Source organism: Alteromonas sp. ALT199 (assembly GCF_018619335.1).
Taxonomy (GTDB): domain Bacteria; phylum Pseudomonadota; class Gammaproteobacteria; order Enterobacterales; family Alteromonadaceae; genus Alteromonas.
Genome location: NZ_JAHHDX010000039.1, coordinates 19,984 through 32,649, shown reverse-complemented (window position 1 = coordinate 32,649; position 12,666 = coordinate 19,984). Strand labels below are relative to the sequence as shown.

At 44.6% G+C, this 12,666-nt stretch carries 9 protein-coding genes; 1 reads left to right on the top strand and 8 read right to left on the bottom strand.

Annotation, left to right across the window (positions count from 1 at the left end; all coding sequences use genetic code 11):
• Window positions 1-12: 12 nt before the first annotated feature.
• Together KL866_RS04115 and KL866_RS04110 are read right to left on the bottom strand one after the other, a co-directional pair.
• The gene (locus tag KL866_RS04115) at window positions 13-837 is read right to left on the bottom strand and encodes a hypothetical protein (RefSeq protein WP_214993578.1); all 825 of its coding nucleotides are present in this window, start codon (window positions 835-837) and stop codon (window positions 13-15) included.
• Window positions 838-1,007: 170 nt separating this feature from the next.
• Window positions 1,008-1,778, bottom strand: coding sequence for a SapC family protein (locus tag KL866_RS04110; RefSeq protein ID WP_025256156.1), 771 nt, complete (start codon window positions 1,776-1,778; stop codon window positions 1,008-1,010).
• Between the two features lie 387 nt (window positions 1,779-2,165).
• On the opposite strand from KL866_RS04110, the gene KL866_RS04105 reads away from it, so the two are divergent.
• Window positions 2,166-3,404 carry a dipeptidase gene (locus KL866_RS04105; protein WP_214993576.1) on the top strand — a complete coding sequence of 413 codons (1,239 nt, stop codon included), beginning with the start codon at window positions 2,166-2,168 and terminating at the stop codon, window positions 3,402-3,404.
• A gap of 96 nt (window positions 3,405-3,500) precedes the next feature.
• On the opposite strand, the gene KL866_RS04100 is transcribed toward KL866_RS04105, so the two are convergent.
• The 6 genes from KL866_RS04100 to KL866_RS04075 form a co-directional block, all read right to left on the bottom strand.
• Window positions 3,501-6,674 carry an efflux RND transporter permease subunit gene (locus KL866_RS04100; protein WP_214993574.1) on the bottom strand — a complete coding sequence of 1,058 codons (3,174 nt, stop codon included), beginning with the start codon at window positions 6,672-6,674 and terminating at the stop codon, window positions 3,501-3,503.
• Window positions 6,667-8,472: an efflux RND transporter periplasmic adaptor subunit gene (locus tag KL866_RS04095; RefSeq protein ID WP_214993572.1), complete on the bottom strand. Its 1,806-nt coding sequence runs from the start codon at window positions 8,470-8,472 to the stop codon at window positions 6,667-6,669. Before KL866_RS04095 ends, KL866_RS04100 begins: the two co-directional genes overlap by 8 nt.
• 2 nt (window positions 8,473-8,474) lie before the next feature.
• A complete protein-coding gene (locus tag KL866_RS04090; RefSeq protein ID WP_214993570.1) occupies window positions 8,475-9,878 on the bottom strand; it encodes a TolC family protein in 1,404 nt (467 codons plus the stop codon).
• 187 nt (window positions 9,879-10,065) lie between these two features.
• A complete protein-coding gene (locus KL866_RS04085; protein WP_251139822.1) occupies window positions 10,066-10,536 on the bottom strand; it encodes a hypothetical protein in 471 nt (156 codons plus the stop codon).
• 178 nt (window positions 10,537-10,714) lie between these two features.
• Window positions 10,715-11,809 (bottom strand): carboxylesterase, encoded by a 1,095-nt coding sequence (locus tag KL866_RS04080; RefSeq protein WP_214993563.1) that lies wholly within the window; start codon window positions 11,807-11,809, stop codon window positions 10,715-10,717.
• Between the two features lie 84 nt (window positions 11,810-11,893).
• The gene (locus tag KL866_RS04075; protein WP_025256163.1) at window positions 11,894-12,634 is read right to left on the bottom strand and encodes a glutathione peroxidase; all 741 of its coding nucleotides are present in this window, start codon (window positions 12,632-12,634) and stop codon (window positions 11,894-11,896) included.
• Window positions 12,635-12,666 lie beyond the last annotated feature (32 nt).

The following is a 12,666-nucleotide window of genomic DNA, read 5'->3' as shown; positions in this document are numbered from 1 at the left end:
GCTGACTTGTTCTTAAAAACGGTATGAAGCTGTAAGCGAAGCTACATCGCTTTCAATGTCACTATCAATATCTGTTTCATAGCTTGCTGATACTGAGAACTGCTCATTCACCCAATAATCTAAAGCCACACCTGCGGTTTTTAAGTTGTCAAAACCGTCTGGCGCATTGGTATAGCTATAACTACCTTGAACACTTAAACCTGGGCTAAAGAAGTATCGCGCACTTCCTGATAATACATCAACATCATCGGCAATGTATTGAGCGGTGAAGTCCCAACCGGTTCCCCCGTTACCTACTGTGGTATAGCGTGTAAAAACAAGTGGTGAAGTTTCATTCTCGCTTTCGCTGTAGCTATTTGTACCATCATTAAAATCGTAAGTAGCGCGCTGATAAATTACCCCTGCGCCTATTTGCCATTGACGTGACAAGTTAAACCCTACTTTTAAATCAATATTGGTGTAATCGTTATCACCATAGTTGCTGTCAAATTTACTGTGGACACCTTCAATAGCTAACATCCAAGTGTCATCGAAATAAAAAGTACTACCTAGATTAAACACGTCATTACCGTTTAAATTAGCGTACCCACCAGACAGACTTGATATGCGCTGTAGATAAGGGTTAATAAGGTATGCGCCACTGTTACCGCTAACCTCGTCAAGGTAGCGTACATATCTAGCACCGTAGAGGTTGTCATCCAGCCCCTCAAGATCAACAGCGGTAACCTGTACTTCGTTTTGTGTAGCTGCATGTGCTACTTGCGCTGAAAATACTGAAGCCGCAATGAGTGATAGTGCGGTTAGCGTTGTTGAAAGTTTATTAGAGTTGATGTTCATGTCTTTTGTCCTTAAAAAATGTGTTGGGAACGAGGTGTAATACCACTACGCATAAGATAAGGCATTAAAACTTAACGGATTCTGAACGAAACATGATGAAATCTGAACGTAACGTTTAGACATAAAAAAACCCGCGAAATCGCGGGTTTTTAAACTTCGATCTAAAACGCTTACGCGCTAGGTGCCGCTTCAGCAGACGCTTCTTCTGCTTTAACAGCAGAAAGCTGCATGTTGCGAATAGGGTTATCTGTATCGTTTGAAAGCTCAACAAGACGATTAAGCTGACCAACTGACATCATTACCGCATAAATTGCACCTAGGAAGCCTTGCTTGTGAAGGTCAAGTACTTGCTCTTCAGGTAGCTCAAGAAGTTTCTTCTCGTTAATGCTCATCATGCCAGTAACATTGCGCTGCTTACCGTCTTGGTAAGTAAGGCGAATTTGAATTGGATCAAGTAAATCTAGTTCAACCACTTTCGCTACAAAACGCTGTGTTAGCATTTCGCTATTCGCAAGGTCCGCTAGGAATTTCTGGCGGTTATCAAGGAACTCGCTTGCTTCACCAGCTTCAGTAAATAGCGCTTGGCCTTCATCAGAAATTAGGTCTGAGTTTTCATCAATATAAACACCTAGCTTATCGCCGTCAGGACGTACGTCGAACGGGTAGCGAAGGATGTTCATTGGAACGTGTGGGCCTTTCCAACTGTCGCCAGTAAGAAAAAGGTTTTGACCTTGCTCCATGCCTAGCATAGTCACAACGTGGTGACGCTTAGATGCAGTGTCTTCAATGAACACTAGCGGCATTGTTGCTGCTAATTGTGCAAATTCACGAATTGTTGCTGCTGCAAGGTGTGTGTTTTTCGCAAAGCTGAAAGATGTGTTTACCGCAACCTTTAGGTCTTTATGCTTTTCTTTATCTAGCGGTACAAAATTAATAGCCATATTTATTTCTCATACTTGTTAACTGTGGCCCCGGCTTGATTATGTGAGAAGAGCGGGTACCACTAAAAAATTACGTCGGCCGCGCTGATGCATGTTTGTCATCTATAATTGGCGGAGCGCTTGGGAGTATCCCGTATTCGCGCAATGAAGTCACGCAGTCTTCACCATAACAAGTTTTAAATTTTTATTGCAATGTAAACTTGAAGTAAACGGGCACAAGCGCTCTAAAAATGAGCAATTAAGGTGATTTTGTAGGTTAAAATGAACAATTAGAAGTAAATGGAAGCCTATTGTCTGGGTATGATTTATCCTTTAGTCTCGTATTGCTATTAAGTTAGAGTTATTGACCTAGACCAAAGCGATAAAAAAACAAAATAAGGATTTTCTATGAAGGGGCGCTTCCCACTCTCATCTTGCGCATTACTTATCTCTGCGCTTTTTGCTTCACACTCTGTACTTGCTGACACCCCCACGTATTCAGCATCTGAAAAAGCTATCAAGATCGCACAAGACACTATTATTGTAGATGGGCACATTGATGTTCCTTATCGCGTTAAAGAGAAGTGGGTAGATGTCACTAAAGCCACAAAAGATGGAGACTTTGACTACCCTCGCGCAGTATCCGGAGGCCTTAACGCCCCGTTTATGAGCATTTATGTACCTGCTAGCTTAGACAACTCGCCTGAATCTACCCAACTTGCTCATGAGCTCATCGATTCTGTGGAAGCCATTGTTGCCCGCGCACCCGATAAATTTGCCATTGCTAAAAGCCCTTCTGACGTAAAATCTCAATTTGAAAAAGGGTTAATTTCACTGCCAATGGGTATGGAAAATGGTTCGCCTATTCAAGGGGATTTAGCAAATTTAACCGCCTTTTACGAGCGCGGCATCCGCTACATTACCCTTGCTCACAGCCAGGCAAACCACATTTCTGACTCTTCGTATGACCTGCGCAGAAAATGGAAAGGTTTAAGCCCGTTTGGCAAAACCCTAGTAAGCGAGATGAATAATATTGGTATCATGTTAGATATTTCTCACGTGTCCGATGACGCTTTTTATCAGGTTATTGAGCTAACAAAAGTACCTGTCATCGCATCTCACTCTTCACTGCGCCGATTTACACCTGGCTTTGAGCGCAACATGGACGACGAGATGATCAAAAAACTCGGCGAAAATGGCGGAGTAATTATGATTAACTTTGGTTCTAGTTTTGTGTCTAAAGAAGCCGGTACGTGGCGCAGCGGCCTGACGGCTGCACGTAAAGCCTTAATTGAAAAAGAAGGTGAAGACAGCCCTAAGCTAGAGAACTTTGAAGAAAGTTATCGCAAAGAAGTGCCTTACCCTTACTCCACGCTTGATGAAGTGCTTGACCATATCGATCACGTTGTAAAGCTGATTGGCGTTGATCACGTGGGTATTGGTTCAGACTACGACGGCGTGGGCGACTCATTACCTATTGGGCTTAAGAATGTGGCGAGCTTTCCAAACTTAGTCCAAGGGCTACTCGATAGAGGCTATAGCCGTACCGACATTGAAAAGATATTGAGCGGCAACCTTTTGCGCGTTTGGCAGCAGGTAGAAGACTATGCGGAAGATCATGCGGAAGATCATGCGGCAGCGCATTAATCGCCTAACGCTCTAAGAAGTAAACTTGGGGAAGCGAGTTTTTGCTTCCCCATGTTTTTCTTTTCTATTGAACTTTCTATTCTGTTACCTATTCTGTTACTTCTTACCCGAAACGATTAGGTAAAACGCGCTTGGTAGTACCAGCAGCGTTAACACCAATGCACTTGCCATACCGCCAACCATAGGTGCCGCTATTCGCTGCATTACCCCGCTGCCTGTTCCTGTGGCGTAAAGAACTGGCAATAAGCCTACAATGATAGAAAGCGAAGTCATTATGACGGGGCGAAGTCTTGCTGATGCAGCATGGACAATAGCCTTTTTCACTAGCTCATCTTTGTTATTGCTACCATTCTCTGTTGCGTGGCTAATAAGTGCTTCTGATACATATTGGTTTAGATAGACCAACATGATAACCCCTATTTCCACCGCAACACCCGCAAGGGCGATAAACCCAACACCCACCGCAACCGATAAATTGAAATTAAGAAGGTAAAGTAACCATACGCTGCCCACCAGTGCTAAAGGTAAGGTAACAAGTATTATTGCTACATCGCGAAGGCGCTTAAATGCCAGATAAAGTAATAGGCAGATTATGGCTAACGTTAAAGGTATAACCACCGAGAGTTTTGCTTTTGCGCGCTCTAGGTAAGCAAACTGCCCTGCCCAAGAAATAGAATACCCGGTGGGTAAATCAAGGTGCTGTGACAAGTGACTTTTAGCTCGCTTTACATAACCCCCTAAGTCAATACCTGCGGCTGAGTCTGATGATATATCAATATACACCCACCCATTTAACCGCGCGTTTTCGCTTTTAATTCCAGCTGGCCCGTCGTCAATACCCACGGTCGCGACATCTCCTAGCGTAATATGAACACCGCTTGGCGTAACGAAAGGCATGGATGCAAGAGATTCAGGCGTGTCGCGATAGTGCTGTAGAAAACGCATAGTTACAGGGAAACGCTCCCGTCCTTCTACAGACTGCGTTACTATTTTGCCGCCAACTGCCGAGGCTAGAATATTTTGGACGTCGTCTATGGTCATGCCATAACGCGCCGCCAACTGCCTGTCGATATCGACATTCACAAAACGACCGCCAACCACCCGCTCTGCGTATACAGATGCGGTATTGGGCAGGTCGTTAAGCAATATCTCAATATCCTTTCCAATGGCTTCAATACCGGCTAGGTCGGGCCCCGCAATCTTGACCCCAACAGGTGTTTTTACCCCGGTTGCCAACATGTCGATACGGGTTTTAATTGGCATTATCCACGCATTGGTCAACCCAGGAAATTGCACCAAAGCGTTAAGCTCTTCTTTGAGCTTTTCAGTGGTCATGCCGTCTCTCCACTGCGTTTTGGGTTTAAACTGAATGAAGGTTTCAATCATCGTCAACGGTGCAGGGTCTGTGGCCGTATCGGCCCGTCCAATTTTCCCAAATACCGTTTTAACTTCAGGTAAGGTGGCAATAAGCTTATCCGTTTGTTGCAAAAGCTCTCTGGCTTTACCCACTGAAATACCCGGGTAGGTTGTAGGCATATACATTAAATCGCCTTCGTCCAATTCCGGCATGAATTCACTACCTAGGTGACTTAGCGGCCAGTACATAGAAAGCAATAAGCAAAATGCCCCCACCAATGTGAGCACAGGGTAGTTAAGTAATCGTGTCAGCATTGGCTGATACACGCGCTCTAGTGCTCGATTTACCGGGTTTTGGGCTTCAGAGCGTATTTTGCCACGCACGAAGTAACCCGCCAGCACAGGCACCAAGGTTACCGCCAGTGCAGCAGCCGCAGCCATGGCATAGGTTTTGGTAAAAGCCAGCGGTGCAAAAAGCCGCCCTTCTTGCGCTTCCAAAGCAAAAACAGGGATGAATGATACTGTGATAATGAGAAGCGCAAAAAATAGTGCTGGCCCTACTTCCGCAGTTGATTTAATAACTAGCTCCCACCGTTTTCCAGAAGAAAGTTGGTTAATTGTTAACGCACCATTTTTCACTGAATATTGGTGAATATGCTTGTGCAAGTTTTCAACCACCACAATCGCCCCATCTACCATTGCACCAATAGCTATGGCTATGCCGCCTAAAGACATAATGTTGGCATTCAGTCCCTGCAGTTTCATTACGATAAAAGCGGCGAGGATACCAACTGGCAAACTGATTAACGCCACCATTGATGAACGTAAATGAAACAAAAAGATAGCGCATACCAAACCTACCACTAGTAGTTCTTCTAACAGCTTAGAAGAAAGGGTATCGATAGCGTTATCGATGAGCGTCGAGCGGTCGTAAACCGGAACAATATTCACCCCTTCAGGCAAGCTGGCTTTTAGCATAATTAATTTAGCTTTAACCGCAGCGATAGTGGCTTTCGCGTTTTCGCCGTAGCGCATCACAATAATGCCGCCTACGGTTTCACCTTTTCCGTTTAGCTCGGCGATACCGCGGCGCATTACCGGGCTTTCTACCACTTGAGCCACATCACTAATCGTTATACTCACGCCATCTTTAACAACACCTGTAGGCAATGCCAGTATATCGTCTTTGCCCTGAATGTAGCTTTGCGCAGTGACCATATACTCGGCTTCCGCCATTTCGATAACCGAAGCACCAGAGGCGCGATTACCCCGTTGAAGCGCAATCTCAATCATAGAAGGCTGAATGTTATAAGCACGTAGCTTTTCGGGGTCGATAATCACTTGGTATTGCTTAACCATACCTCCAACAGAAGCAACTTCAGATACGCCTTCAACTGACTGTAGCTCAAACTTTAAAAACCAGTCTTGTAACGCCCTTAACTCACCAGCATCCAGTGCATTTGGTTGACTAGCATCGTTTTCCAATGCATAGATGTAAACCCAGCCTACCCCTGTTGCATCAGGGCCTAGCTGAGGTATTACACCTTCTGGAAGTTGCGAAGCCGCTTGGCTTAAGTATTCCAATACTCGGCTTCGCGCCCAGTACATGTCGGTATCATCATCGAAAATGACATACACGTACGCATCGCCAAAGAATGAATACCCGCGAACCGTTTGTGCGCCAGGCACAGACATGAGTGCTGATGTGAGTGGAAAGGTCACCTGATCCTCAACCACTTGTGGCGACTGGCCTGGATAGCTTACTTTCACAATAACTTGGACATCAGACAAATCAGGGATAGCATCCACAGGCGTATTTTTTACGGCCCAGATTCCTGAAATACTAAGCATAATGGCGCCCAACAGCACCAGAACTCTATTATTTACCGACCAGCGAATTACCGATTCAATCATGGTGCATATGCTCCTTATGATTTATCGATTTATGCTCCACAGATTCATGATTAATTGATTTAAGTTCTATCGACTTATTACTGTTTGATTTATGAGCTTCCCTATTATCTTTATGAGCTTTAGGGTCTCGGTTTTGAGGAGCATGACTCAGGCGTTCACTATCTTTATGTTCGTGATGGCTTTGTCCAGAGCTTTGCGTTATATCTTCACCCTTTCCATGGCTCATATCTTTACGCATATCGACAACAGTAAATGCGTCGCCTGTGAAAAAGGTGAAAACTATGTTGTCGCCTTGTTTGAACTGGGATAAGTCAATGTGCTTTGACACGGCAAAAGACATGGTTGCAGGGCCTCTCCCCCATTTTTCTATGGGGCCACGGGCAATAACTACTTCTGCACTATGTGCTGGCTCACCTGTATTGTTTTTAACGGGTAATTCAATTGCTTCAATGGTACCGGTAGTTGTGGCCTGATAATCCGGCGCCTCCATTCGCTTAAAGTCACTGTTTTTCGAGGACTCGGAATCAATCAAGAACTGCGCTGATACCACAACATTATCCCTAGGTAACAAACCTTCTATCACTTCGAAGTGTGTACTATCACTTTGCCCCAGTTTTACGCTTACCGATTTAAAGTTGCCGTTGCCATCACTCAACACCACCTTTGCGTCTTTAGCTGTGCGAATAACAGCACTACGAGGCACAAGCAGCGCTGGCTTACGCTGTGCTGGCTTAAGAGAAACCTGAGTGAACATATTAGGCTTCAATGTGTGGTTTTCATTAGCCAGGGGAATACGCACCTTCAAGGTTCGCGTTACCTTTGATAAAGACGGGTAAATATACTCAACGTGGCTTTCCCATTTGGCATCTGAAGCATGTGTCATTGCGTCAAGAGTAACCATAGCAAGATTATATGGCGCTATGACTTGCGCGTACTTTTCAGGTACCTCAGCAATTACCCATACAGTATCAAGCTGTGCGATGCTCATCAGCGTAGTCCCGGGCTGAACGTAAAACCCTTGGCGAATATTTAACGCTTCTACCACTCCGCTTTGCGGCGCATTAAATGTGACTGTCTGTATTACCCGTCTACTTTTTTGTAATTCTTCAACAACGCGCTTCGATAACCCCAACGTTTTTAAACGCTGAGCCGCGCCTTCAATTAAACGTGAGTCTTTGCGCTTGAGGGCTAAAACGTATTCTTCTTGTGCACTTACCAGTTCAGGGGAGTACAAAGTGTAAAGCGCTTGGCCTTTTTCGACTTGCTCGCCTTGAGACTTAATAAACAACCTATCGACCCAACCAGATACACGGGGATGAATGTGCACAATGCTGTCTTCATCATAAGCCACATCGCCTACCGCTGTTACGGTCTGTTCAAGCGAGCCAATGGTAACAGGGGCAACTTTAACTCCCATATTGTGCTGTACATTCGGTGGGATCATTACTGTACCTGGCGTGCGCAAATTGCTATGCGAAGACCTTGCTTTATCAGCGGCGTAAACCGGCACTAAATCCATTCCCATTGGTGACTTTCCCGGTTTATCCCGACGATAGCTGTCATCCATGGGCGCTACCCAATATAAAGGGGCTTTCTCATCGCTGTGTGTTTTTTCCTCGCTGTGGGCACTTTTGCTATTAGCCAGCTTCGATGAAACAGATGCGTTAGACAACAATAGTGTGGCTAAGCCAAATGCCAATAGGCCACCGACTAGCAGGCCTATTAATAAACCTTTTACAAGAGGACTGTTTAAAAGAGCGCTTCTGGTTTGATTGTTTGAGTTTAATGAAGACGTCATATTTACTGCTCTTTATTCGAAAAATGGGCTTTGGATGGCAGGTACAAATAAGAAAGCGACGCCAGGGTTTTGGCTCGCTCAACCTCAATACTAAGTAAATCTTCCTGCACCTGTATTTGCTTAAGCTTGGCACTTACTACGTCGCTTATATCGCCTGTGTCTGTGGTATAGGCTGTAAGCTCGGCCTCAGAGAGTTGCTGTATTTCTCCAATTAGCACGGTTTCGTAAAGCGCTTTTCGCTCACTTAAGCCCGATAATCGTGATTTAAGCACCTCAGCATTTGCTGCAAGCTCGTTCACTTTCAAGCGGAAGTCCGTTTCAGACGCACTCACTTTAGACGCAGCCGCTGCAATTGAGGCGTCTTGACGAGACTTATTGAAAAAGGGCAAGTCTACTTGAACACCGAGTGAAACAAAGTCAGCCCGGCTCGCGCCGTTCTGAGCATCTTGTCTGTACCCATAGCTGGCCTCAAATGCCCACTGAGACTTGGTTTTCTCTCGCGCTATATTGACATTTTGCGCTTCTATTTCTGTTTGAAACTGAAGTGCCATGGCCTCTGGGTGGTGACGCAGTATGGAAAAAGGCTCACTACTCTCAATAAACGTTAAGAAAGCAGAGAGACTTAGATTGCTGCGGTTTAAAATGGCATCGAGTTCTATAGTCTCTGGCTTTGATTGAATTACCGGCGCACTAATGGTTTCATCTAGCGGGGCACCAAGCCATTTTGAAAGTGCAGATTTCACTTCGTTTTTTAGCTGATAAGCCTGCAGGTATTTATCGTCCAACGATAGCAATGCTAAGCGCACCTGCAGTATGTCTTGCTGTTCAGCAGCCCCAACACCTTGACTGTATCTAGAGTCAGTAAACTCAAGTAGTTGAGTAAGCAGTGACCTTTCTTTATCTAATAACGCAATGCGGCGCATTGCGTAAATCCAATCTAACCAAGTAAGGGTAACTTCACGTTTAAGCCACGCCTTTCTGACTTGGCTCTCTATAGACACCTTATCGACCATAGCCAAGTATTTTTGTTGGCTATACTGATTTTCATTGCCTCTTGGCAATTGCTGCTTCAAACCCACTTTAAATTGCGTCATAGGCTCTTGGTCAATCGCGAAGCCGTCGGTAGGCAAGTTTTGAACGGACGCCGACATTTGTGGGTTTTCCCAATATAATGACGCTTCAGCTTCTGCCTTAAAACCTTGCTTGCGATACACATTCCCTTTAAGCGACGGGTCGTGTTGAATAGCTAACTGCAGCGCTTGTTCTAGGCTTAAAGAATGCGCTTTGACAGAATTGTTAACCAACAAAAAATAAGAAAGCAGAAAATGTATTGCGAACAAAATGCTTGATTTACAAAGCTTGACAGCCCTCGCGCTTACTTTTTTAGGTACCGAATAGTTGCTCATGTATAACATCACTTTTTAGGAGTAAAGCGTGCTGGCATAGCTCTCTTTTCGCTGACTTTGACAAAGGTATTAGCAAAAGGGCTTTCCACGCGTTACATAGATAAAAGACTAGAGAGATCTCAAAACGAACCACCAAGATGGTTAAATAAAATACGTCTCTACTGCGAAACAAATCCGCAAGATAGATCTATGCTGTGAAAAGTGATTTGGGTGGGCGAAACTGCCCAAAGTGAAGGGATATACGCTGCCCAATAAGAGGTGCAGTGGCAGCCATTCTCGCTACCGACACTTCGGTTTCAACTGTTGGCTGAATAAGCGCACTGGCGCTGAGGTTAAAACAATGGTCTGCAGGGCAATTACATTCTTCCTTGCAGCACGGCATGTCGGTTGTTAGTACTTCATTCGCGTTATGCTCGTTAGCGTCACTGAGTTGAGCAACGTCGCTCACATTACTATTGGCACTTAAATTAGCATGCTCAGATGACATCTTCTGATGCTGGCAATGTGTATCAACAGACTCAGATGAATGAACCTCATGAAAAGCATGAGGCGAAACAGATTGTTGTGCCATGACTGGCATTGAGTGAACGTGTTCGTATGAATGTTCAATAGATACAGCACTGCCTGACGACACAAGGGCCATCATTAAAAATAACATAAAGACCAACGAACTCCCGTTCGCTGATTTGTACGCTTTAAGCGTTAAACGAAATTGAAACTTGCTCAAACACTTTACTCAGGCAGCTGTTAAATTTAATGGCTATTCATACCACCATTACACTCCAATAATAGCGTGATGTAACCGGGCGGTAAAGCCAGTGACCAGCGTTGCTAAGCTAGGGCGTGCTGAACTGCGACAAGTAATCACGCAACATCAAGCCCATAGTTGAAAACAGCGGATTTGCTTTAGGTACCGCGCATTCTTCTTGTTGATTAACCATGTTTGCATTGAAATTCATTTTATTCAGCAACTTAGTGTTTACCACAAGATCAGCGTGGCACAACCCGTACGACTCATCAATTACAAAGAAGGTATTTGGCCCTTCGCTTGCCTCCATTAAAAGCTCTATTCCATGGATAGGCGTAGTCACATCTGCTTGGGAGTGAGCGGCGAAAAGTGGTACTTCAACTTGTTGCCCCTCCTCAACTTTTTCCCGAATTGTGTTAATTAAGTCCATTAACTCCAATCCAGCTAAGCCAGCCACGTTTGGGTATTTATAAGGGTTGGGGCCATGGGTTTCATAGCTTCCATCAATTATTCTAGCTAAAAGCTTGATCCCCCAAATTCGAGACATACTTTCAGCATTGTCAGACAACGCGAGGGCACCGGAAAAAAGCATTAAGCCGTCAATATTGTTAGCATCGCTATTGGCACTATCCAAATAATGCTCAACGGCCAAAGCACCGCCAGTAGAAAAGCCACCCACAAGCAAGGTATCGCCCATGCTATCAGCTAAATTAATGACCTCATCGACATGTGCTTGCCAGCGCTCAGCTAAATCCCAGTCAGACATGTCATCATCAGCATCTCGTTTACCATGGCCTGGTAAAAGCGGCACTACTACAGTAAAGCCCTGCTCAAACAAAATATTAGCAATTTCACGCATAAAAAATGGAGAATCGCTAAGGCCGTGGATCAACACTGCTACTTTGCTGCTCGTTTTATTGGTCAGCATGAAAGGTGAATTGCCTTCGTTGCGCAATATATTGCTACATACTGAAAAACGGTTGAGCGCCGTCTCTCTGCAAGGCTGGGTTTGCCCCCATTCTTTTTCGTAAAATGCTTTAAACTGATTTTGCTGCTCTGAAAAACGTTTGGTTTTTATCTCGCTGCTATCGCTTGTAGCCAAATTTTCGGCTATAGCCATGTTTACACCTAAAAGCGCAACAATACCTGTGAGCATTTTTACAAAAAACTTTGACGACACCATTATTCCCCGCTACGGATAATTAATAAAAAACGGGAGCAGTTTACCATGCTCCCGTTTTTTGTGACGATTAAAACACAAATTGTATTAGCTAAAGTAGGCCTCTAGTTCGTCAGAACCACCGATATGTTTACCGCCAATAAAAACTTGCGGAACAGTCTCGCGACCGCTAATAGCAGTTAAGCTGGTTAATGAGGCACCTTTGCCCAATACGATTTCTTCGTACTCGTAGCCGTTTTCATCTAGCAGCTTTTTCGCTTTCGTACAGAAAGGACAACCAGGTTTGGTGATAACAGAAACTGGTGCGTTAGTTTGCTCTTCTGGAGCAATGTATGCCAGCATGGTATCTGCATCTGACACTTCAAACGGGTCACCAGCAACATCAGGCTCAATAAACATTTTATCTACGACGCCATCTTTCACTAGCATAGAATAGCGCCAGCTTCTTTTACCAAAACCCAAGTCCGTTTTATCTACCAGCATACCCATGCCGTCGGTAAAGTCACCGTTTCCATCAGGGATTACAGTAATGTTAGCGGCTTCTTGGTCAGCAGCCCACGCATTCATTACAAAGGTGTCGTTTACTGAAACACAAACAATTTCATCAATACCGTGCTTAGCAAACTTCTTCGCTAATGCGTTGTAACGAGGTAAGTGAGTAGAAGAGCAAGTAGGTGTAAATGCACCTGGAAGTGAGAACACCACTACGTTTTTGCCAGAAAATAATTCATCTGTCGTTTTCGTTGTCCATGCTTCACCTTCGCGGCATGGAAATGACACACTAGGTATTTTTTGACCTTCTTTGGAAGTAAAGCGACTTTCTGACATAACAACCTCTTATCGGTAATTTTTACTGTGAA